Here is a 22,438-nt window from a genome sequence, read left to right on the forward strand (position 1 = left end):
GCAGGCCCTCCGCAGATGGGTTTTTATTCGTCGACGTGATTAAATACGCTCCATATAAATGCGGTACGGGAAGAGCGTTAATGAGGCGCTCATTGCGATATCGCTTGACTGCACATAGGGTGAATCCGGGGATGCTAGGCCAGAATCAGAAAACAGGTGGAAACGACAAGTTAATCACTCGCCGTCGGAAGGGGCCGGAAGGCCTCCGGCATGCCGCGAGCCATCCTGTCCTTCGCCTTTGCTTTGCGCATTTGCTCCTTCCAGTTAGCAACAGGGTTGACCGCCGGTCCCCCAGCGCCGACGCAGACGAATTTTTCGCCGAGACTGGCGACGATTTTAGTGCGGATGTCGATCCCCTTCTGAAAATGCAGGCGGACCAAGAAGTTGCTAACGAGCCGCGGAAATTGCTCCCTCGACGATCTGGGGTACATGGTCCTGTAAACGCCTGGCAGCAGTATCGTCATTCCGTGGGGATTTGAGACGTGAACGCAACCAAGGCAACAAGCCACTCGGCGGGTGATGCCGCGCTCGGATTCTACTATCAGGCGTTCTATGCATTGCGCACGCTCCTGGACCACTCGCACGACGATGCAACGGTTTGCGTCGAGACGTTGGACGACGTCGTACTCCGGTCAAGCGGGCAGACACTGCTAACCCAGCTTAAGCACTCGCTGTCGGCCGATCCGGCCGCTGTGACGCTTGCTTCGCGCCCATTGTGGCGAACGCTCAAAGCATGGATTGACGTTCTGCCGCGGCTGGTTCTCAGTGCCACGAAGTTCCAGTTGGTGACAGTTGCGCCGCTCGGTGAGGAGCCTGTACTCCAGGCTCTCCTGGACCACGAAGCGGATCGAACTGAGCTACGCGAGGCCCTCGCAAAAGAAGCACAACGCGTTGTCGACGAACACGGTGCTGCTCTTGCTTCTGGCAATCCCAAACCTCCCCACTTAGATCGGGTCAAAGCTTGCGAGGCATTCCTCGCCTTGCCCGAGTCGACTCAAACGGAACTCCTCAAGCGCACGAGCATCATGTCCGGAGAATCCTGTATTGTCGACCTTGAGGTGGACATTGCACGCAGGCTCACACTATTTCCTGACGAGTATCGCTCACCTTTGGCTCAGCGCCTCATTGCCTGGTGGGATCTTCAGGTTATCCATACCTTATGCAATATGCGAGAGCATTCCATCGCCAGGATAGAGGTTCAGCGTGAAATCGCGCATCTCGCCGGCGAAATCGAGCGCGAGGAGTTGCTCCCCGAGTTCGAGACACTACTTCCGCCTCCCGATCATGAGGCAGATTCCATGCTCGTCGCACAAATTGCCTTGGTCGGTGGCGACGACCTGGATATTGAAGTTGCCACCCGTGAACAATGGCGTGCCTGCGAGCAACGCCACGCGTGGATCGAAAATCGCCTCGATATGGCAACGCGACTCGCTCAATACGATACCATTCTTCGCGAAGCATGGAGTGATCTTCATCGCCGCATGGCACGGGGTTGCACCAGCGATGATGACGATAATAAATGTCGTAAGGGCCTAGACATACTTCGATGGTCTCACGACGAAGCATACAAACAGGTAAGGCCTCTTGCACCGAACTGGAACGCCCCCTATTACGTCCGCGGTTCGTATCAGACATTGGCGATGTCACTTACAGTCGGGTGGCACCCTGAATTCAAGAAACTTCTGGACAAAGACTGATGGAACTGGCCTACGACATCTACGCCGACACCAATCCAGCATTCTGTGCCGCCGTGCTAGCCGAGTTTTGCGCCTCACATTCGAAGACGATCGGAGTACCGCCTTCGCTAATCGTCGCCTACCCGGTCCTCCCAATTGCAATGTCTGAGGACCTGGCAGCAACGTTCGCGCATACCAATCATTCTACCGGTCTGATGTCGTGGCTACATCGGAGCCCACGCATCCGTGAGGACTTCGCAAAACGCGTCAACCGAACGCTGCAAATCACGACCACCGCTGTTCGCTTCGGCTGTCACATAGAGATGCTACGCCTCGACAACGAGGGGCTGCTATCTGGTGATCTCAAACGCGTGCCGACATATGAGAAAACCAGCGGGATCAGCGAAATTCTTTCGCGGGCGCGTTTGCTCGGCCGTTGGATGGCGGCCGCAGGCTCGGCCCGCGTGATCATGGAGGGCTTTGGAGTGACTGTATGAAACGCTGGAATGTGAAAACGATTTTCTTTCTCGGCGTAAACAGCGCATTCCGAGAGATTTCGCTTGATCCGGGTAAAGTGAATGTAATCACTGGAGCGTCTGGTACGGGGAAATCGGCCGTAATCAAGGCGCTCGACTACTGTTTGGGATCGTCAACCTGCACGCTACCGGTTTATGTTCGCCGACACAGCATCGCAGTGGGAGTGAAGTGGGTACGCGGTGATGATGAGATGGTCGTCTGCCGTCAGATTCCAGGCGCAGGAAAGCAGAGCAGCCACTACATGTACGTGAGTACTGGTCGCAAACTACGCGTACCTCGCAGCATTGACGAATTTGAAGGAAGAACAACGATCGACGCAGCCAAGGGCGAACTCGAGCGCGCTTTCGGCATCGGCGACGAGGGTGCAGTTGAAGCCGAACAGCTGGGGCGAACTCGAACCGACAGAGCGACCGTTCGGCATATAGCACCATACATCTTCGTTACGAAGGAAGTAATCGATAGTGAAGCCGTGTTGCTCCACGGGCTTCAGGATAGTAAAAAGGCGAGCGGCATCATTTCGACACTGCCCTACTTCCTCGGCGTCAGCACAGCCGCTTCGCTGTTAAATGAACGGCTGCTGCGACAACGCCGTAAGGAACTTGAGGTTGAGCGAGCGAGAGAGCACGCCCGCCGCTCGAACGACAGCCTGCTCAAGCAACGCTCACGGGTGTTGCTTACTGAAGCAACTCGTGCCGGTATCGCAGCAGAAGCTCCAATCGAAGCGGACGAGCAGATGCTTGTTGATTTGCTCCGCCGAGCAATGTCGGCTGATGCCCTCACGGCACAATATCCGACGGATGGCGACATCGGGGAGCTACATGCACGACGGAAGGCCCTGCTGACGGAGTTCAATCAGACAAAGCGCCGCCATCAAGCAGCCATACTTGCTGCCAGCGAGTCGGCTGGCTATCAGGGCGCAGTAAAAAAACAGGAGGAACGGCTTAACATTGCTCAACATCTCCAGCTCGAAGGGTTTGCGCCAGTCTGCCCCGTCTGCAATGCCGACACCGAGCAAGGCGCTGAGGTCGCTGCAGCTCTTAAACGGACGATACAGACGATTCGTAAGGAGAGTTCGGCAATTCAACGCGTCCGCCCTCAGTTGGATGCTCGCGTGACCGAACTGGCCGAGAGTTCCAATCGCTTAAGCGCGGAATTGCGAGAATTGGATGCCAGCATCACAGCCACCCTAGCTCGCGTTCAGGAAGGCAAGCGATTGGCGGATCTCGGACAGTTGCAAGCCTACATTCGCGGCAAAATCGCGGGCTTTCTGGAGTCTATTGACGACAAACTGCTTTCGCCCGCCAAGGACCTCACATGGCTTGAGGGCGAAATCGAACGACTTGAGGCACTTATCGATACCGACAATCGGCGTATGCGCCTGCAACGGGCCGAATCCGCTGTATCGCGCTTCGCATCAGACGCGTTTTCGGATTTACCGAAAGCACAGCCGTGTATCGAGGCTGAACTCCTGTTTTCTGCTCGTGAACCTCGAGTGAATGTCGTCGAACCTGGCTCAGATGGCGCAATTCTGTCAATGCACGATATCGGTTCCGACCAGAACTGCCTGGCGGTACACGTGGCGCTGGCCTTCGGCCTTCAACACCACTTCGAAAGAGACAACCGCCCTGTTCCGGGCCTTCTAGTGATTGATCAGATCAGCCGCCCGTACTTTCCAAATCGGAACTCGCGCGATACCGAGGTGAGCTTCGAGCTCGCAGGGAGTCAAATTGTTGCGCAATCGCGCAACGTCGATTCTGACGATCTCGACGAATCGGATGATGACGGGCGCGACGAAATCCCCATCGGAGCCGACGACGAGGACTTTTTGGCAATGCGGCAGCACATTAACTTCTTGTTTGAAGAGGTTGGTAGGCGGAGTGGGCTGCAGGTCCTGTTGCTCGAACACGCATACCTGACGGATGACCCAAGATACGTCGCGGCGACGAAACATCGATGGACTCGGGCTTCCGGAGAAGCCCTCATCCCGCGGGACTGGGAGCGTCGCCCGGATACCAAGTAATATGCGGCCCGTATGCGTTTCGCATAATTGGCTTCAAGTATCCTCCGAAAGCAATTTTGTCGCACGGACGTGAACACGAGCCGTCACGCAGTGTTACATTTCTGGGTGCTCACGAGCGAAGCCCCTTAAGTCCTACCCGGTGGGGACAAAGGGGCTCTCCTCGGTCGCAGCGCGGTGATGAGTCCCGTGGCCAAAACGAACTCGCGAGTATTAAATACAGCCACGACTCGAAGCACTGGGATTCCCGGGGAAACAGGAGTTCCGGCGACGCACACGTTGACCCGACTATTACGCCAATGGCACTACCCAAGAAGACCCGCTTCCACCGCATAGTTCGTGAACTCCGAACAGTCATGGAGGAGACGCAACTTGGTCCGGAGTATCTCATTGGTAGCGCGCTAGCCGTCTGGTGCAAGCATTCGTTCCCCGCCCTGCCGCAGTCTGGTCTACGCACGATTGCGGTGTTGAAACACGACCCTGCAGTATGCGCATTTGTCGACTTCGTGAAGGAAGAAGAGCTTCTCGAAGCTACGTACTGGTTCTCCTCGGCATATGCCCAGCTTTCGGGGGAGGAGCGTCGCAAGCAACTCGCGATGTTCTTCACACCTCCGTCCCTGACGAAGCGCCTACTCGACGACCTCTCGCAAAGCGGAGTGCACTTCGCTACCCGTAGCTTCTGCGATCCAGCTTGTGGCGGTGCCGCCTTTTTGACGCCAATCGCGATTCGCATGCGTGATGCGCTGTTACGTCGCGGAGCAAGTGCGGCGCAGATTCTCGAGCACGTGGAGTGCCACCTTCTTGGATTCGACAAGGACCCAGTGCTCTGTGAGCTGTCGAAGCACTTCCTGCTCATCGCTCTCTACGACGAAGTCGTGGCCGCCGGTCAATGCCCGACGTTTCAGGTCTACGAAGCTGACTCTCTCCTCGAGGCCGACCACCTGCTCGGCTCGCTCGACGTGGTGGTTTGCAATCCCCCCTTCAGGAAAATGCCAGCTACTGAAGTCGAAGTGTATTTTGACGCATTCAGCGATGTTATCGAGGCACAGCCGAATCTGTATTCGCTGTTCATCGCTCTCTGCGTCAAGCTGCTTGCGCCGGGTGGCGTGTGTGCACTGGTTACACCGACCAGCTTTATGTCTGGCCAGTATTTCTCAAAGCTGCGAACTTACCTGATTGCACAAACCACGATACTTAGCATCGGCATGGTGAGCAGCCGCCTCGGTGTGTTCATCGACGTCGAGCAGGAGACGGCGCTTACGCTCGCCCGCCGCGAAGAGGTTGGGCACGAGCAGAAGGCCGACGCCGAGGTATCCGTGGTCTCGCGGGACGGTAACTACGTTGACGTTGGACGCTGCGTTCTGCCGAACTCCGGCGCTGCCTGGCCGATTCCGCGCATCGAGAGCGATGTCGCGCTGCTAAAGAAAGCGAGCAGCTCTGAGGCCACGTTGGCCCATTACGGATATATGGCGCGAATTGGTGCGTTCGTCTGGAATCGCGACACCCGGACAACCTATGCTTCAGCCAAAAGCGCCGAGCGCGCGCGTGGTCGCACGGCGGTCCCACTGCTATGGTCAAGTGACATTGCTCAGGACGGTACCCTACGGTTCACCGGTGCTCCGAAGGCCAACAAGGAGCACTGCTTTGTAAACATGGGCACAAAGGATCATCCATCTGTCGTACGCAGGCCTAGCGTCGTGCTTCAACGCGTCACGTCAAATGAGCAGCCGCGCCGGCTGGTCGCCGCAGCGATTCCAAAGCAACTCATCGACACCTACGGCGGATTCGTTGGCGAGAACCACACGGTCATCCTTGAGCAGACGGCGCCCGATCCTGCGCTTGCGCCGGCACAGCTTGCAGAGTTGCTGGGAACACCAACGGTAGACCGCTATTTCCGCTGTATATCGGGGGCAACCAACGTATCGATTTTTGAGCTGGGTCAACTACGCCTGCCTGATCCCTCCAGGCTCAAGAGGTATCTCGAACAGGGATACGACATGGCCAGCGCAGCGCGGAAGGCGTTGGGAGAGCGGTAGGCCACTCGTTTCTAGCTAAATCTCGGCAAATATCGGCACAGACACGAATCATGGAATCGAGGAAGCAGCTTAACGACCTACGGGAGGCACAAAAGCGACGACGCGAGGAGCAGGCAAAGCTGTTCGCGTCCCGCAGGCCTGCGGCGCCGTCCACTCCACCATCACGGCGCGCCAAACGCAAAGCCGCTGCCCAGCGACTGGAAGCGGAGCCACCGCCGCCTGTCGTCCCTCGCACCCGTGACGCGCTAATTGCGCTTTTTCGGGATGAAGGTAGGCAGCCAAGCGCGCCCTCAAGTGCGCTCGTATCTCTGGCTGACCTGTACCTGCACGCAGCGCAACATCGCTCTCGCCACCTCGCCATGGTGTGGCCGGCATCGCTAAAGACCCTGACACTTGTCCACGCGCTTGCCACGCTGGCCAGGTGGCACGAAGGGGACAAACAAGGCGTGCGAGGGTTGCTCTTTCCGGTAAAAACGAACGCCTTCCATAGTCTCAATCACATACATTTCGACCGGCCCAGCATTCTCCGCATCGCCAACGACCTGTTCGAGGGCAATTCCGACGCGACAATCACCAGGCATATGCCGGACAAGGACCCCTTCTTCTTCTCCTTGTCAGATCGCAGCCTTCCCCAGATTCCGGGAGAGATGTTCAATCCGACCATAGGAGAACTGCTGCCACATTTCCTCGCGACTCCTGGATTCAGTGGTTGGGGGTCGTGTGACTCCCGCCTTCTTGGTCTCATCCGAGCGAAGCTCATAAGACGAGCCCATGCCAGAGCCCTGGGAACGAACTGCGCCGTTATCGGTGCACCCGCGTCAGCGCCGGATGCCCTCTTCGCGTTGGACGGCCGCATGTCTGAGAGCGAGCTTCGGCAGGCCTGCAGGACACTCGCCAAACTCGGGGCGCCCGAGGTTGTCCTCGTGCAGGCCACCCGAGCGATACGCCTCGAAGCGTCGGGCTGGAAGGGCCGCCTCGTCCGATTCTCCCTTATGCTGGAGGAAATCTTTCGCGACAAGCCGCCTGGAGTCATTGTCGTTACAGACGATCCGTACGTCGCGTTCAGGCTAAAAGATGACCTATGGGAGCAGAACCTCAAGCGTGAGCCCGAACGGCGGTGGAACACACCTCACGAGTACAGGATTTCGGGGGTTCCAAGTAGCGTCGATGGGGATGGGCTGCTGCCGGCCGGAGGTCAAGAAACGTTGTATCCCGTTCCACGCGAGTTTGACGTCCACGTCGTAGACATGGATGTCGCAAAAGTTGCTAGCAAGCTTGCTCGGATCGCCAACGCCAGTCCTGCCGGCAAGATAGCTGCAGACTCACTCGTTCAAGCCGCATCATTCCTGTCTCGTCTCGCGGCGCTCCCTTGCGGAGTTCGACACATGTCGGAATATCTCGCTGCTCCGGAAATATCGAGCAGGACACGAGCCGCATTCGACTGGCCCGCCCATCTCGGGGCGGTTCACGAGTTTGACCGCAGTGGCGGGCTGGGTGACAAACGGACCAGCGTCATGGAGTGCCTGGACCGCGGCTCGAAGCTGTTCACTAACTACTTCGAGGCAACACCGTTTGCTCACAAGCTTGCCAGCATCATCGCGCACGCGGCAGCCGGCAAGAAGCGAAACGTAACCGTGGTGTTTACCGGAGCGCTCTATCGATCCCTGGCAGAGCGATTCCTCGTCGAATACGGACAATACCCGGGTGGGCTTGCATATTACACCTTCCAGGAACGTGTGCATCTAGTGTCAGCTGCACATCTCGAGGAACATCTTGATGCGCTGCAATCCTCCAGCCTGGTCTTCGCGGGGCTCAATGAGGATAGCTTGCGTGTGCTGCTAACCGACGATCGCGTCCCCGCGCATTCGACCGTGTTGCTAACTCAACGAGCGAGTCAGTTCCTCCGCGCTACACTCAATTCCATCGTCGAGCGCATGCCGGAATTCAAGTCCTACAAGCCGAGGATGGAATCCATCCTGCGCCAATTGAAGGACGTGCCAGAAGACGCCTCGGTGCTATCCACCGGGAGCTACGCCCTCCCCACTTTCCGGGTCGAGTTGTCGTCGGATGCTGTGGCTAAGGACCACGAGATACCTCAGGACTCGTGGGTCATCCGGTTCGACAGCGGCAGCGTGCAGTACCGCAGAGACACAGCAGAGGTGTACGTATACGACCCTGCTTCGCAGTATGCGTCCGACGCTGGATTCAGGGCGTGCCAGGTTCGTTCACTCGAAATCGGCGACAGGATGTTTGTCATGTCGACCGAGCTACGCGAAATGGTCGAGCAAGTGCTACGCGACGCGGGCCTGCCCATTCAACAAGACAAGACGTTCGAAGCTGCCTTGCGCAGCTATCATGAACAGGTCCAAATCCATCTTGCGCAGCGATTTACCCAGATCACGCTTTCCGAGAAGGTACGTGCGATACGCGAAAAAATCCTTCAGCTCGATCCGAACCAGGAAAAGGACCTACCTAGCCCTCAAGCGATGCGTCAGTGGATTGACCTTGGCCGTTCGCCTGACACTCCTTTCGACGAACTCCGTCCACAGGCGCCGCTGCGCGAGCCGACGTTCAAGGCCTTTGCCCAAGTCCTAGGGTTCTCGCCGCTTGAAGCTGCATACCAGTGGCAGCGGGTCATTTTGGCAGTACGCAACTCGCGTCGACTGGATGGCCGCCATGTTTCGGATATCTACGAATACATGCTATTGCAGCCTGAGTCCGCCATGGCCAACTCGAACATCAAGCGTCGGACGCTGACGCAACTGTTTGATGAAGCTCGCGACAATCTGTTCACAGTCGAATACGCCGGTCCCCTAAAGGAGTCGTTGTAATGAGCCAGTCCGTTCTTCGCGCTGACCCCAACGGTATTCCGTCGACCCTCAAGGAGGCAGTCGTCGATAGTATCCTGAACCTGACTTACGCACAACTCAGTGGCCAGGGGAAAACCGGTCAATATATTTTCGGCGCCCGTCCGAGGGCGCTTTTGAACTCCGGCTTTCTGTTGCCACAGCGCAGCCCGACGGGCGACGACGAAGTAACTTCGCCCATCTGGATATCGTCCCACGGCATGCAAATGCAGCTCAATGCGGCCACCCCTTCAGTGATAACCGTGCAGCCTCGACTTTCGGTCTACGTGCGAACGCTGCCGCGAGAGGACGACCTCAAGCGACCAAACTGCAGGCCCGTTTTCATGATGCGTCAGGAGGTGGTTGCAGAGATCCAGGCGGAGCGCAACAGAAAGCTGGACGAAGAATGGGAGAAGGTCAAAGGCGCATACACATCAAGATGGAAGCATCCGGAATGGACGGCTATTCGCGAAAGGATTGTCGATGGGATCTATGCTGCAAAGGGGATCCCGAGACACCTCCTGACGTCTGATTTTCCGCCGAACGAGGTTGATCCGGAAGAGACACAACTCGACGAAACTGATTCGCCGGGTGAAACCAACCGCGAAGCGGTTGGCGTCACTGCTGGAGAGGCGCTGCCAATTCGGGACGATCACTTCGAGCCACTCACAGTCCCGCACAAGTGGATGAGACTTGACGTCGAACTCCCTGCACTGGAACTCGATACCGCGAAGCCCACCGAGGCACTTCTTTTCGATATTGATACGCACGCAGCGCTGATGAATGGCGCCGTGGCAAAGCGTCTCCTCGATTGGGCCCAAAGTGACGACCCAGACAACGGCGGAAAGGCATGGGGGTATCGTCATCAATTGACGATACCTGCTAGCCAGTACACAAAGTGGTCGGACTTCCTCGGGCTTGTGCGCAGGTCACAGCTGCGCATCGCTTTGCCGCAGATCCAGTTGAGCTGGGACCTGGAGTTGCACACTGACTGGCTCGATCCTTCCAAGCGTAGCTTTTTTCTCGCGCTTGAGAACGTCAGCCCCATGCCGCAGCAGCATATCGACGAAACTGAGGAAGCCGTCTTCCTTGTGTCTTTTCAAGCACGCGTTCCGATAGCGCTTCATCACCCGCTCAAACTGGAGCGCGTCGACCCTTACTATCGATATAACAAGTACCTCACCTATCCCGCAATGGGGCACAACTGCGGTGTCGTCCAAGAGGAATCCGATGCCGAAAATCGCTTGTTGCGGACGACTTGGACGCCCCGCTACACCCAACCACGCATAATCCCGACTAGTGCGAATGGCGTTCAACGTGGAGTGCGCGCGCTAGCTGAGCCGGACGGCCTAGACGGTCTGACGCCGCTCGTGCCGGCCATGCAACAGTGGCTCGACGGCCTTCCCGCGCATGTGAATCCTGCGGAAGGGCTTGAATCATCCGACACGGACGGCATCGCACGCGAACAAGAGGCATTTCGTCTGGACCAGCAGAAATGGGCTTCAGAGATGGATGCAGTAGCAACCGGCTTAAAGTGTCTGCAGGAGTCTCGCGCAGTTTGGCGCAAGCGCGGGCCGCAGACCGATCCGAAAGCGATCGTCTACGAGGCGTGGCTCGCCATGAATGAGTCAATGGCCAACTTCATGAAGATCCGATTCAAAAGGGACGATAGTGAGTGGCGCCTTTTCCAGTTGGCCTTTGTCATCGCCAACATCCCCGCGTTGGCTTCACGTATTCCTGAATTCGCACACTTCTACGACAAGCGCAGAGACGACGCCGTCACGCTGCTGTACTTCGCGACCGGCGGTGGAAAATCCGAAGCGTTCTTCGGACTTCTGGCTTTCAACCTCATGTTTGATCGCCTTCGAAGGAAGAAACGCGGCATTACGGCACTCATTCGCTACCCGCTGCGGCTTCTGACAATCCAACAGGCGCAGCGATGCGCGCGCGTACTGGCGCAAGGCGAACTTGTACGCCGTCACCGCGGGTACGAAGGAGATCCACTATCCATCGGCTTTTGGGTCGGTAGCGGTGGTTCGCCGAATCGGCATAGTGCCAAGGGGGTCAAGAGTATCCCGACCGTATCCGCTAGCCCACCCACTCTGGACAACGAGCTAGCCCTCCGGGAGAAAGACTCTAAGTATTCGGCAGCGATGCGTGCATGGCGCAAATTGCCCAAATGTCCCTTTTGTGGGGGTGAAACTGCACTTCGGCTATTTGTTGACCATGGAGACCAGACGCTCGGCCACGTCTGCACAGATATTCACTGTGACTCCAACGAGGGCCAATGGAGGGCTATGCCCTTCTACATTGTCGATGAAGACATCTACGACCTCGCGCCGTCGGTCCTCCTTGGCACAGTGGACAAGCTGGCGCTCATCGGCCACTCAGGCCGCACGATCAGGCGCATCTACGGGATGTTCGGCGTAGCGCCATGGATCAATCCGGTCAATGGGCGGCTGTATGTGCCCGTTGACAACCGCGAGCTTGCCACAGGGCCCGCAGCAAAGGGCATGGAGGGAGTCTACCCCGCCTACCCTTCTGGTAAGCGCGTGTTCCATGACCCATTCCCGAGCCTCATCATTCAGGACGAAGCGCATTTGCTGGACGAGTCGCTTGGCACGTTTGCTGGGCTGTTCGAATCGGCATTAGATGCCGTATTCGCGTACTTGGCGACGCCACTCGGGAGCTTGGTAACTGTAGACGACCAAGGCCACAGGCGCCGTTCGAAGGTTATCGCTGCCTCCGCAACGGTCGCCGAGCCGGAAAGACAACTCGAACACCTATATCAACGGTCGATTCCTGCTACCCAGTTTCCAGAGCCCGGTCCGTCGCTTTACAAGTCCTTCTACTCCGAGCCGGCGGAGGCAGACGAGGTTCAGCGCCGGGCCTACCAGGATGTAGAAGTGGCCAGCAAACAGGCCCGCGTGTACACGGCTTTCATGACCAACGGTAAGCCGCACACCTCGACCAGCGTCGCAGTGCTGTCTGGCTTTCACCTCACAATCACGCGTCTATTCGACAGCCTGACGAGCGGTATCCAGCCGGAGTTCCAGGCCGGACTCCAGATGCTGGTCGATCACCTCTCCCAAGGGCCACTTCAGGGCTTGCACGCGCAGGCCCTGGTCGCCGCGAGCGCGTCGGAACTTGCCACACTCATCGATCTTCATCGTATCGCGCTGACCTATGTCACCAACAAGAAGGGTGGCGACCAAATCATGGCGGCCGAGGCAGAAGAGACGCGAAAGCGGCACCTCAATGAAGGCATTGACTTGGGAGGCTTGGACACCCGACTCATCACCGGTTCGGTGGAGCAAGGCGAAATACAGAACGTCGTGGATACCGCGCAACGCCGCGTTGCCCCGGACGAACCGCTGCCACAGCTGAGGGAGCAGTTGCGTTCAGTCATTGCTACATCCGCTATCTCGCACGGCGTCGACGTTGACGAGTTCAACTCGATGTTTTTCGCTGGTATGCCATCAGACATTGCCGAATACATCCAGGCATCGTCCCGCGTAGGTCGCACACACATCGGCTTCGTGGTATTGGTGCCAACGCCGCAACGGCGTCGCGACCGGCACATTGTGCATGTGTTCGATATTTTCCATCGTTTCCTTGAGCGTATGGTTCAGCCAGCTGCAATTGACCGCTGGGCGGAACGCGCGGTCGAGCGCGTATTCCCTAGCCTGTTTCAGGCCTATTTGTTAGGCGTGGTGCCCAGCGTTGAGCTATTTCGATTGCCGGAGTCTGAGAAAGGCAAGGTGTCCGACTTCAGCTTCATTCCCAACGTTCGACGGGAATTCAACTCTCGGGGAGATGGGTTCATAAGAGAGATTGACAAGTTCATTGAACTAGCGGTCGGGCTACGCGAAAACTTCGCTCCGGAAGGCGAAGAGCACTACCGCGGCCTAGTTGACAAACAAGCGCGCAATCTCATCGTCGACGCGTGGAGCAGCGCGCTTTGGGGCAGCGGGACGATGGACGGTTACTTCAAAGGCCAGACCGATTTGATGCTGAAACCAATGACGTCGTTGCGTGACGTAGACCTTGGAGGTGTTATCCAGGCATCAACCCGTGACGCCAGCGGCCATAAGCAGTTACCGGGCGAAATTCAATTGGTGATGGATCTCGTTCGTCATGGCGTAGGCAATAACGATGGTGCTGACAACGCACTCACCGGGGACTGACATGACAAACCGTAGAGACTTCCTCCAGAGCGAAGACGAAGAAAAGACGCTCAGCGCGCCGACTATGGTGCGTTCGCGAGGACAACTCGGCTCCGCGTATGCGCCAGGAGCGTTCTTTACCTTCGAAGGTGGATTGGGAGCGTGCATTTCCGTTCCGGACCTCTCGGCCACCGTAGACGACGCCCCCATTCAGCCTGCAACCAAAGCGCAGATCGTCCTGAGACTGCAGGAAATCTGGCAGAGCTGGTTTGCTCGAGCGTATGCCGTCGGCACGGATGAGCGTCAGATCGACCCGCGCCAGTGTCTTGACGAACCGCTTCTGCGCGGGTCCTCCGTCGTTCCAATGGGCGCAGACCGTCTGGCATTTTTGAGCCCGCTTAGGATGGGATACGCGCCCGCGCCGCTAACCTTCGTATGTAACAAGTGCCGCCTGTTCAGGCGCTTCGAATCGGCCCACGAATTGGCAGCCAACGTGCGCCAACTGAGAAATACGCAATGTGCTGCCCCCGACACCAACGGGCCGTGTCAATGGCGCCAAGTAGACGTCATTTTCGTTCACTGGTCTGGTGAATGGATGCCAGTCACTCCCGGCCGTTGGGAGTGGGATGACCGGAATAACGCCCTTAGGCTCAACGGCGAGGATTGCAAGGTCTGCGGGGGGCGCTCCTTCAAGCTCAATACCGACTCGCCACGCATCGGCCAATGGCACTTCTACTGCGCCAATCCAACTTGCGGTCACAAAGGGTCAAACGAGTGGCGCCAGAACGATCCATTCACTACGGAAATCTTCCGAGACAGAGCCAGCACGCGCGTGGGTGAACGCCGTATGGAGGCCATCTCGTATCGCGCGTCATCAGCTTACTACGCGCAGTCGGAGCAATTTGTCCTCTTCCCAGAGTCGGAGCATCAGCTCCTCATGATGCTCGAACCGCAACGCCAGGCAGACCTCGCTGCTTTTATTGGCACCCAGTTCCGATTCGGGGGCGAAGAACTCACTGCGGATGACATGAAATCAGCATTGTTGGCGGCAGGTCAAGAGAGCGAGTGGCAGTCGTATGAGAATTGGTCAAGCATGTTGAACATGGCCCGCAAAGGGGGGATGCGAAAATTCAGGAGATGGCAGAAAGCGAGCTTAAGAAGCTTGTGACGAGATGGACCGCCGGCGACTCTCCGCTCGTGCGGTCAAGCATCGACCTCCCTCCGACTGTCAACGCGCAACTTGCGTCGCGTAGTGAATACACCAGCCGTTTCGACCCATTTGTCCTCGCAGTCGAGCATGAAGCACTAAGCAGAGGAAAACTGTTCGCCCCCCGCGATGGCAGTCGCGCGAAGTTCGTGCGATTCAATCATCTCGACAAGGACCTTGCTCCGAAGGATGCGACCACGAAGGCTACCCAGGAAGCCGAGACGCAGGTACTGATGAATAAGCTCGGCATGGCCGATCTCGGCCTGATTCGCGAGTTCGACCTGTGCCGCTTCACCCATGGATATACGCGTGTATCGGCGATACCGACACTGAACAAGCGTAACCAAAACGTCCCCGTCCGCTTAAGGCTGTTCGATCCGCTGCGCAATGGGAAGCGACCGATCTACGTCGTAACGCAAGCGAACGAGGCGCTGTATGTGAGGCTTAACCCAGTAGTGGTGTATCAGTGGCTTCAGGCCGTCGGCGTACTGGATTTGCCAGTCTGGGATGAGCGTGCGACTGTAAAGCTCGGTGGCAAGGTGCTGGAGACGGCGCACCCGTTCGGCCGCTACTTCGCTCTTCTTAAGGAGGGTGACGCGTCGACCTATCGCTATGTATACACGCTCTTGCACACCTACGCGCACGTGATCATGAAGAACGTGGCCGAACTTTCCGGACTCGATCTGGGCTCAATGGGCGAGTACATCTTCCCATTGGACTTGGCATTCGTGGTCTATAGGAATGGCACGACAATGGACCTGGGAAATTTGTCGTCACTCTGGCGCAACCAGAACAATCGTTTCCTCTCCCGCTTGCTCAACGCTTCTACGCATCGCTGCAACTCCGGACGGCTCTGCGACACGGCAGGCGGTGCCTGCCCGGACTGTATCATGATCCCCGAGACATCGTGCATCGCACAAAATCAGCTTCTTTCTCGTGCCGTGCTGAAAGGCGGCCCGCCACCACGTGAAGATGCAACGCACAAAGGGCAGCGGATCACTGGTTTTCTCGACGTCGTAAATTCCGTCAACGGTGTGACCTGATGAGCACCGTGGGTGCCCACCACCCGGCTTGAGGTGGCGGGTCGCCCCTTGACCTGCCAGCGCGACGAGCGCTTGGTCCGGGATCTATCCCCGTACAGGAACGACAATTATCGTAATCTAAGCGGGTATGAGGGACCTGTTGTGATCCATGACATCCCTGATCCAGTTCGGCGGATCCTCGACCGAGCCAGTCGCGCCCAGATGCCGGGTCTCGCTACCTCGGCGGATCTTTGAGTGCTGCCACCGGCACCGGGCCTCTTGCCTCGTCGCAAAGTGATTCGATGAATCTTCATCTCCCGATAACTCCCTCAAGCACGCTTGAGTCAGTGCTGACCTCTCGCCAGCTCATCAGAAAACCTCAGCAGTTCAAACCGGAGCACGTGGTCTAGTCGGTGAAAAATCCGCTTAAGCTCCTGCCGATATCTCAGCTTGTTGGGCGAGTCTGCCCCATGGATTAATGCCGTACGCAGCATATTTGCGACCCCAGCGTAACGCACATCGCCCTTGATTCTCTGACATGTCCTGAGGACCACTTCGAGCAAGCAGCGTTTAAAGCGGTCACCGAGTTTTGGAGACTGGGTCCTGACAAGTTCTCAATGCTTTTATTTATGATGTTCTGCCGTGAATCACGGAGGGCCGCGTATCGGCGATGCTCTTCCAACGGCGCATCCCCGATCACGTTGTGACTCTCATCGTCAGTATATCTGCCGCCATCGAGAAATCCGATCGCCATCAATCACTTGCTGCCCAGTCCGGAAAGGTTATCCACAGCGTTGTGAACAAAAACTGTGAATAACCGAGGCTTCGCTGTTCCCTCCCGATCGAACTCGTGCTCTGGCACGCCCGGCATCCGGTTTCCCGCCCTGTCCCGCGACCGTAGTCGAAGGCCGGACGGCGTCAAGGGGCGAGGGACCGTGTTGCCCGCACCATCCCTCGCCTCTCTCCTTGACACCGCCCGGCCTTCGACTCCTTGGGTCGCACGGGCAGGAAACCGGGTGCCGGGCAAAACAGAAGCCAACCCCGAGTTCCACCGGGAAGGTTTCGCACGCAAACGGCAAGACCATCCCGCAGCCCGCAATTCAACCTTCTTGCTGTGGAGAACGCCATGCAACTTGCCTCATCTTTCCGTTACGGCTCCCCGATGCTACGCGCCAACGCGCCTTTGTCGGACGACCAGATTCGCCACGTCGCGCCGTCGATCTTCGCGGATGGCAAGCACGAAAGCCGCTCGGAACGCTACACCTACATTCCGACCATCGACGTGCTGCGCGGCCTGCGAAATGAAGGTTTCCAGCCGTTCATGGTCTGCCAGACCCGCGTGCGCGACGAAGGCAAGCGCGAATACACAAAGCATATGCTCCGACTTCGCCCCACCAAGCAGATTATCGGTGACGAGGCCAACGAAATCGTGCTTTTGAACTCGCACGATGGCACGAGCAGCTATCAGATGCTCGCAGGCGTGCTGCGCTTCGTCTGTCAGAACGGAATGGTGGCGGGCGACAACGTCCGCGATATACGCGTGCCGCACAAAGGCAACATCGTCCAGAACGTCATCAATGGCGCATTCGACGTGCTCGACGGCTTCGATCTGATCCGCGAGCAGAAGGACGGCATGCGTGCCGTCGAACTGAACCGCGACGAGCAGCACGCCTTCGCCCGTTCCGCGCTCGCACTGCGCTACGACCCGACCGACGCCGAGGAACCAGCCCCGGTCACCGAAAGCCAGCTACTTGCCCCGCGCCGCTTCGAGGATCGCCGCGACGACCTCTGGACGGTCTTCAACCGTGTGCAGGAAAACCTCACGAAGGGCGGCCTTCATGGCCGTTCGCGCAGCGGGCGCGCGATGTCCACACGCCCCATCACAGGCATCGACCAGAACGTGAAGCTCAACCGCGCGCTGTGGATGCTCGCTGACGCCATGCGCCAGCTGAAGGCGTAAGCGCCACAGGGGCGGCAACGTCGCGCCGCCTCACCCTATCAGGACTCCTATCCGGGTCACGTCCTGATGGAATCGGGCAGTACTGGACCCGGAACCTTCATTAATTTTCTGGAGTCAGTCATGCAAGCCCAAACCGAAGCCACCCCGGCAGACACTTACGAAACCGTCTCACCGCTCGAAACCAACTTCGGCAACGAACAACCAGTCGTTACCGTGCCACATTCCAGCCTGCGACCCTCGCCGCTCAACGCCCGCACGAAACCCCTGTCGGGCATTCCCGCCCTCGCCGCCAACATTCGGGCGAAGGGACTGCTGCAAAACCTCATCGTCCACGAAATGAAGGGCTCGCGAGGCAAGCAGCGCAGGTATGGTGTCTGCGCGGGCCAGCGCCGCGAAGCCGCTCTCGATCTGCTGTACGGGCAGAAAGACATCGCCGCCGACTATCCGGTGCCGGTGCGGATCGTCAGCGAAGGTGAAGCCCTCGCCATTTCGCTGATCGAGAACAGCGAACGCGAAGGACTCGACCCGTTCGATGTGCTGCGCGCGTACCGGATGCTCGCAGAGGAAGGCCGCAGCGTCGATTACATCGCTGCGCTTTTCTCGGCATCGCCGCTCACCGTCAAGCGGCGCATGAAACTCGCCAACGTATCGCCGAAACTGCTCGCCCTGCTGCGCGAAGATGCGATCACGCTCGACCAGCTTGCCGCCCTTGCCCTCGCAGACGACCAAGAAACGCAGGAGCATATCTGGTTTGACGCGAACGAATGGCAACGCCAGCCGAACTACCTGCGGCAGGCGATCACGCGGGCCGAAATCGACGCGAGCCGCAGCCGCCTCGTGCGCTTCGTGGGCCTCGCCGCCTATGAAGCAGCAGGCGGTTACGTACGCCGCGATCTGTTCAGCGATGACGGAAACTCGGGTTACATCGCCGACGCCGAACTGCTGCAGAAGCTCGTCTCGCAGAAGCTCGACGCCGCTGCGGCCGAAGTGCAGGCAGAAGGTTGGGGCTGGACTGAAACGCGTGTTGAGCGCGATTTTGCCGAATTGAACCGCTACGGCAGGCTGCGCCCGGTGCAACGCCCGTACACCGAGGTCGAGCAGCGCGAAATGGACGCCCTTACCGCGCAGCAGGACGAACTTGCTGAAAAGATCGAGGCGCTGTCGGAGGACGATGCAAACGCCTACGAGGAAGCCGACCGGCTCAACGATGAAATCGAGCAGGTCAACGCGGCAATCATCGCGCTCGAAAGCTCCACGCTCGTATGGGACGCGCAGCAGATGGCCGAAGCGGGTGCATTCGTGATTGTCGGTCCACATGGCGAACTTGTTATCGAGCGCGGCCTCGTGCGGCGGGAGAATAGCGCGGCGCTCGACGCAGCAGGCGCGACCGTCACTGGCATCGTCGCAGCCGAAGGCCCGAACGCCGCATCCGCCAAGGCGTCGGAGGTCAAACCCGTTCACAGCGCGAAACTCTGCCAGCGGCTCACGGCACACCGCACCGCCGCGGTCCACGCGGAACTGGTCGCACAGCCCACCGTGGCACTCGCCGCGCTACTGCATTACCTGATCCCTAAGGCACTGCCCGAGCACTACGGGCAGCCGTCCTCACGTGGCTGTTTCGCGCTGTCCGGCGAGAACAACCAAGATAGCCTATTGCGCGCCGCCGACGACCTGCCCGCCAGCCCAGCATGGAACGTCATCGAAACACAGCGGGCGCGCTGGATTGCGGGACTGCCCGCAAAACGGACCGACCTGCTGCCGTGGCTGACCGAACAGGATCCCGGCACGACGCTGCTCGACCTGCTCGCGTTCTGCACCGGCACTTTGCTCGACGGCATCGCGGGCGAGGAAAAGCCGCATGCGATCAACGCGCTCGCGGGCGCGCTGAACCTCGACATGACCCGGTACTGGACACCAACGCGCGCCACGTATTTCGATCATGTCAGCAAGGCGCGTATCGCCGAAGTCGTGTCCGACGCCGTGTCACCCAAGGCCGCATCCGACCTCGCCAAGATGAAGAAGGCCGACGCGGCTGCAGCCGCCGAGCTTAGGCTCGCCAAGACGGCATGGCTCCCGGAAATCCTCACCGATCGTGAAGCGCCGGCCACGCCTTCATGGGAAAAGTGTGACGACGAGGATACCGGAGACGAATCGGACGAAACGCCGGAAGGCGAGGACGCCCACGCTGAAGCGGACTCCGGCAACGGCACGGAGCATGTCAACGATACCCCCACCGGCGCAGCAGTTGCATCCGCCAGTAGCCCGCTGACGCCGTGGCCCTTCCCGACTTCGAACAGCATGAACGGCACGCAATCCGCCCCACTTGCCGCGTGACCCCAACCCTCGCCCCTGCAACGGGGCGAAGCAGGGTGCAAGCCCGTATTCGCCGCCTGCCAGACTGAACCGGAGGAACACATCATGACCAAAAGCATCCGAATGGCCGTGCTCGCCACCGACGCAGAAGGCTCGCCCGACCTCTACCTGACTTTCGTAGAAGCGGCTGACCTGCGATACAACGAGGGCCAGCACTATGACATGGCCCTTGCCCACCCCGAAGATGGAGGCTACCGGGCACCGGTGATCGCCTTCGACCAGAACGACGGGGCAGCAGACGTGCTCCGCCACGCCGCCGCATTCATGGAAGGCGATACCGACGAGGTGTAGGCGGTACGGGCAGACGGTCCGCCGTCTGCCCGTACCCCATGGGCGCTGGCCCACCAGCCTGCCAGCCCGCCTACGCCCGCCGCCAGCACCATCACAACCAACCCGCCGACTGCCAGTCCATAGCAAGCCCTCAGGAAACGTCGCCCAGCGACACGTTCATACGGATGCGTTCGGGCATCGACTCATAGAGCCGACCGTAGTGCTCGAGCATGACCAGTACAGACCAGAGTGCATCGTTATCGCGCAGGTTCAGCGCCGTCGACACGTGACGCATTCTCAGCACACTGGCGTCGTCCGGTAGTTCACCCGTGACATCGAGATACAGACGGGCAAGCGCGTCTGGTGGCTTGCCCCTCGCCTTAACCATCGACCGTCACCTTGGCAAACATGGCGCCGCATAGCGCGCGCCATCGCAGCAATTCGGCCCGTTCGCCTATATGCATCGTCTCCGCCGCCTTGCGTATCGACAGACGCTGACCGCGGAGTTCGTCGGCAACCCTATCCGCCAGTTCGGGAAAATCGAGTGACTTCCCCTTCGTCTCTATGGTTTTACGAAGCTCCGATGTCTGATATAGCGAGAACTTGTCTGGCGTACCGAAGTACCCATTGCGTACAACGTGCGTCAGCGCGTCGGGAAACGTCCGGCTGAAACCGTGCAGCAATTCCAGGCTATCGCGTTGCCGGTTGATTACCCACAGGACAACGAGTCGGCGCTGAAGCTCGCCCAATGTACCGGCCAGCATTGCGCCGAATCGCGCGACACCAGCCTGATTACGCGCCGCCGTGTTGACGATTACCGCCGCATCCCGGTGTCCGTCGCAGAAATTGACGAGGCCAATCCAGCCGTCTGCATCGTCCAGACTATAGGCAACGCAATGCATCTCGTCCTGTACCGCTTTCATGACGTCTGGATTCGAGGTATCGGTTTCGACCAGCGCGGCATGGATATCCTGCCGCTGAAAATAATCGGCCAGTGCAAGCGAGACAAAGCTCTTGCCCACACCGCCCTTGCTGCCGCCAACCAGATATATGGGGGGAATCGTCGTGTCCATTTGAACCCTCTACAAGTTTTCAACATCGGGCGTAATCTCGAACGAGAACGCATCCCGAATCACCATTGAGCCCTGCTGACTGACTGCCTTCCCCCCATCCTGCGTTTTCCTTGCAAGCGTGTTGACGGCATGCGATGTCCGTTCCTTGCGCTCCTTCTTTGCGCGTGTTGCCGGTGCCGTACTTGGAACGGTATTCATGTCCACCTGCTTGGTTCTAGTCTCTTTCGTCGCGCGCTGCATGGCGTATCTCAAAGTGCTCGCACTGATCTCGACGCCATCCTCAGCAAGCTGCTGCACGATTTCTTCCAGCGTATAGCCCTTCCGCTGGGCACTACTGATCTCCGCCTGCATTGACTTGATAGCATCCCGGACATTGACGCGATGCTCGTGCGCTGGCTTCTCGGGTAGCGCATCCAGACGGCGCGAAGCCGCATCCCACTGCGCCTGAGTAAAGCTCTTCACCACCGGCATGATTCGCTCCGACGCACTACATGGCGTCATCTTGCAAACGGTTCATGGTGATCGTCAATAGCCGAAATTCATCTCGAATCGGGGTGCGGGAACACGCTGGAATACGGCGGGACTGAGCGGAACAGAAAATTTTTTTGTGCCTCCGCGCAAGGACAACCCACACAGATCCGCACGCGGGGATCACGGCGGCTTCGACTATCGAGACGAACGATCAACATCTAACGGCTGGATTCAACAGACTCGTGTGCTACGAACCAAGTAATGCTACGCGTGCGCATGCTGTGCCGGACGATCGGCGAATTAGGTTTAGCCTGTTGTGCCCTGCAGGATTTTCCTGCACCGCTCGTCGCCCCCGGCATCTTCAAGTTGCGGAAGCCATCAACTTTTAGGTAGCAATTCGGCACTGCATTTGAGCTTCCTCTGAACGAAACACGGAACCCTGCGTCCTCGATATTGCGCCGGCACCGGCGACTCAACATTCCAAACGAGTCTGTCAATTTCCGCGAGCAGGTAGATTGCCCTCCGAAGTAGACATCTACCATTTCACGCACAAAGTTCAGTTTGTTGCGCTCCGGAGATGTTTTTCCTGCGCTGGCGAATCGCTTTTCCCGCGCTGGGCAGTCGTTTTATTTGCGCAGAGCGCTCGACCTCGCTCATGGGACTTGCGCGCAACAAATGGAACAACAGAAAAACGAGGGATGGCAGGATAGGCTATCGCCGGTATTGGGCGCCATGTGCAATGAACTTCTACTGGTTAAACATGGTTGCGGCCTCAGTAGCCTTG

15 protein-coding genes are annotated in these 22,438 nt (G+C 58.5%); 11 read left to right on the forward strand and 4 right to left on the reverse strand.

What is annotated here, in order from left to right:
• Nucleotides 1-170: 170 nt before the first annotated feature.
• A complete protein-coding gene (locus LJ655_RS15745; protein ID WP_230562174.1) occupies nucleotides 171-431 on the reverse strand; it encodes a hypothetical protein in 261 nt (86 codons plus the stop codon).
• 51 nt (nucleotides 432-482) lie between these two features.
• Between LJ655_RS15745 and LJ655_RS15750 the strand changes: the two genes are divergently transcribed.
• The 11 genes from LJ655_RS15750 to LJ655_RS15800 all read left to right on the forward strand — a co-directional run bounded on the left by LJ655_RS15750 (nucleotide 483) and on the right by LJ655_RS15800 (nucleotide 20,131).
• On the forward strand, nucleotides 483-1,697 hold the full coding sequence (locus LJ655_RS15750; RefSeq protein ID WP_230562175.1) for an ABC-three component system protein: 1,215 nt from the start codon (nucleotides 483-485) through the stop codon (nucleotides 1,695-1,697).
• Nucleotides 1,697-2,173 (forward strand): three component ABC system middle component, encoded by a 477-nt coding sequence (locus LJ655_RS15755; RefSeq protein ID WP_230562176.1) that lies wholly within the window; start codon nucleotides 1,697-1,699, stop codon nucleotides 2,171-2,173. The genes LJ655_RS15750 and LJ655_RS15755 overlap by 1 nt, the downstream gene beginning before the upstream one ends.
• The gene (locus tag LJ655_RS15760) at nucleotides 2,170-4,233 is read left to right on the forward strand and encodes a DUF3732 domain-containing protein (RefSeq protein ID WP_230562177.1); all 2,064 of its coding nucleotides are present in this window, start codon (nucleotides 2,170-2,172) and stop codon (nucleotides 4,231-4,233) included. Before LJ655_RS15755 ends, LJ655_RS15760 begins: the two co-directional genes overlap by 4 nt.
• Before the next feature lie 296 nt (nucleotides 4,234-4,529).
• Nucleotides 4,530-6,266, forward strand: coding sequence for an HsdM family class I SAM-dependent methyltransferase (locus LJ655_RS15765; RefSeq protein ID WP_230562178.1), 1,737 nt, complete (start codon nucleotides 4,530-4,532; stop codon nucleotides 6,264-6,266).
• A gap of 455 nt (nucleotides 6,267-6,721) precedes the next feature.
• Complete coding sequence (locus LJ655_RS15770) at nucleotides 6,722-9,097, forward strand: hypothetical protein (RefSeq protein WP_230562179.1); 2,376 nt, start codon at nucleotides 6,722-6,724, stop codon at nucleotides 9,095-9,097.
• A complete protein-coding gene (locus LJ655_RS15775; protein ID WP_230562180.1) occupies nucleotides 9,097-13,299 on the forward strand; it encodes a DEAD/DEAH box helicase family protein in 4,203 nt (1,400 codons plus the stop codon). Before LJ655_RS15770 ends, LJ655_RS15775 begins: the two co-directional genes overlap by 1 nt.
• Before the next feature lies 1 nt (nucleotide 13,300).
• Nucleotides 13,301-14,446, forward strand: coding sequence for a hypothetical protein (locus tag LJ655_RS15780; RefSeq protein WP_230562181.1), 1,146 nt, complete (start codon nucleotides 13,301-13,303; stop codon nucleotides 14,444-14,446).
• A complete protein-coding gene (locus tag LJ655_RS15785) occupies nucleotides 14,416-15,528 on the forward strand; it encodes a hypothetical protein (protein WP_230562182.1) in 1,113 nt (370 codons plus the stop codon). Before LJ655_RS15780 ends, LJ655_RS15785 begins: the two co-directional genes overlap by 31 nt.
• A 1,105-nt stretch (nucleotides 15,529-16,633) precedes the next feature.
• On the forward strand, nucleotides 16,634-17,467 hold the full coding sequence (locus LJ655_RS15790; RefSeq protein WP_230562183.1) for a DUF932 domain-containing protein: 834 nt from the start codon (nucleotides 16,634-16,636) through the stop codon (nucleotides 17,465-17,467).
• Nucleotides 17,468-17,587: 120 nt separating this feature from the next.
• On the forward strand, nucleotides 17,588-19,801 hold the full coding sequence (locus LJ655_RS15795) for a ParB/Srx family N-terminal domain-containing protein (protein WP_230562184.1): 2,214 nt from the start codon (nucleotides 17,588-17,590) through the stop codon (nucleotides 19,799-19,801).
• An 84-nt stretch (nucleotides 19,802-19,885) separates the two neighbouring features.
• Complete coding sequence (locus LJ655_RS15800) at nucleotides 19,886-20,131, forward strand: hypothetical protein (RefSeq protein ID WP_230562185.1); 246 nt, start codon at nucleotides 19,886-19,888, stop codon at nucleotides 20,129-20,131.
• A gap of 130 nt (nucleotides 20,132-20,261) precedes the next feature.
• Here the strand turns inward: LJ655_RS15800 and LJ655_RS30225 are convergent, their stop codons facing one another.
• Genes LJ655_RS30225 through LJ655_RS15815 form a run of 3 tightly spaced genes read right to left on the reverse strand, consistent with a single transcriptional unit; the run spans nucleotide 20,262 to nucleotide 21,654 of the window.
• Nucleotides 20,262-20,498 carry a hypothetical protein gene (locus LJ655_RS30225; protein WP_329959705.1) on the reverse strand — a complete coding sequence of 79 codons (237 nt, stop codon included), beginning with the start codon at nucleotides 20,496-20,498 and terminating at the stop codon, nucleotides 20,262-20,264.
• Nucleotides 20,491-21,183 (reverse strand): nucleotide-binding protein, encoded by a 693-nt coding sequence (locus LJ655_RS15810; RefSeq protein ID WP_230562186.1) that lies wholly within the window; start codon nucleotides 21,181-21,183, stop codon nucleotides 20,491-20,493. Before LJ655_RS15810 ends, LJ655_RS30225 begins: the two co-directional genes overlap by 8 nt.
• A gap of 9 nt (nucleotides 21,184-21,192) precedes the next feature.
• Nucleotides 21,193-21,654, reverse strand: a complete 462-nt coding sequence (locus tag LJ655_RS15815) for a hypothetical protein (protein ID WP_230562187.1) — start codon at nucleotides 21,652-21,654, stop codon at nucleotides 21,193-21,195.
• Between the last annotated feature and the right edge of the window lie 784 nt (nucleotides 21,655-22,438).

The sequence above is a fragment of the Paraburkholderia translucens genome (assembly GCF_020881035.1).
Taxonomy (GTDB): Bacteria; Pseudomonadota; Gammaproteobacteria; order Burkholderiales; family Burkholderiaceae; genus Paraburkholderia; species Paraburkholderia translucens.

Coding starts and splice junctions, on each gene's coding strand:
- LJ655_RS15815 (WP_230562187.1), bottom strand. CDS start 21,654: ATGCCGGTGGTGAAGAGCTTTACTCAGGCGCAGTGGGATGCGGCTTCG.
- LJ655_RS15790 (WP_230562183.1), top strand. CDS start 16,634: ATGCAACTTGCCTCATCTTTCCGTTACGGCTCCCCGATGCTACGCGCC.
- LJ655_RS15800 (WP_230562185.1), top strand. CDS start 19,886: ATGACCAAAAGCATCCGAATGGCCGTGCTCGCCACCGACGCAGAAGGC.
- LJ655_RS15795 (WP_230562184.1), top strand. CDS start 17,588: ATGCAAGCCCAAACCGAAGCCACCCCGGCAGACACTTACGAAACCGTC.
- LJ655_RS15810 (WP_230562186.1), bottom strand. CDS start 21,183: ATGGACACGACGATTCCCCCCATATATCTGGTTGGCGGCAGCAAGGGC.
- LJ655_RS15765 (WP_230562178.1), top strand. CDS start 4,530: ATGGCACTACCCAAGAAGACCCGCTTCCACCGCATAGTTCGTGAACTC.
- LJ655_RS15760 (WP_230562177.1), top strand. CDS start 2,170: ATGAAACGCTGGAATGTGAAAACGATTTTCTTTCTCGGCGTAAACAGC.
- LJ655_RS15755 (WP_230562176.1), top strand. CDS start 1,697: ATGGAACTGGCCTACGACATCTACGCCGACACCAATCCAGCATTCTGT.
- LJ655_RS30225 (WP_329959705.1), bottom strand. CDS start 20,498: ATGGTTAAGGCGAGGGGCAAGCCACCAGACGCGCTTGCCCGTCTGTAT.
- LJ655_RS15775 (WP_230562180.1), top strand. CDS start 9,097: ATGAGCCAGTCCGTTCTTCGCGCTGACCCCAACGGTATTCCGTCGACC.
- LJ655_RS15780 (WP_230562181.1), top strand. CDS start 13,301: ATGACAAACCGTAGAGACTTCCTCCAGAGCGAAGACGAAGAAAAGACG.
- LJ655_RS15745 (WP_230562174.1), bottom strand. CDS start 431: ATGTACCCCAGATCGTCGAGGGAGCAATTTCCGCGGCTCGTTAGCAAC.
- LJ655_RS15785 (WP_230562182.1), top strand. CDS start 14,416: ATGGCAGAAAGCGAGCTTAAGAAGCTTGTGACGAGATGGACCGCCGGC.